Below are 303 nucleotides of genomic sequence, written 5' to 3'. Positions count from 1 at the left end.
GCGATGCCAGGCTGCTGCAGGACCGCATTGATGACAACGCGGCTCTTGAGCTTGGCGATCTGGGTTTTCTGATACCGGGCATATTCGTCACGCCCCAGATCCGTGGTCTCGACCGTCTGGAAGAGGATTCGGTAGGGCATCGCCCGCACATGGAGCAAGGCCTCGGCCGTGTACTTCGAACGGGGCACCACAAACCAGGCGGTCGCTCCCACCACGGCGGCGGCGAGAATTCCCAGAGCCAGTGCGATGCCCAGGCGACGATGCAGGGCCCGCAACAATCCCAGCGGATCCGGCGGTCCGGTC

The 303-nt window shown here is 64.4% G+C and carries 1 protein-coding gene; it reads right to left on the bottom strand.

Features of this window, described 5'->3' with window-relative positions; all coding sequences use genetic code 11:
• Positions 1 to 303 (bottom strand): hypothetical protein (locus tag AB1L30_RS14235; protein ID WP_367014103.1); only part of this gene is annotated, 303 nt, incomplete at both ends.

It is taken from the genome of Bremerella sp. JC817, assembly GCF_040718835.1.
GTDB lineage: Bacteria > Planctomycetota > Planctomycetia > Pirellulales > Pirellulaceae > Bremerella.
This window is presented reverse-complemented; position numbering and strand designations above follow the sequence as displayed.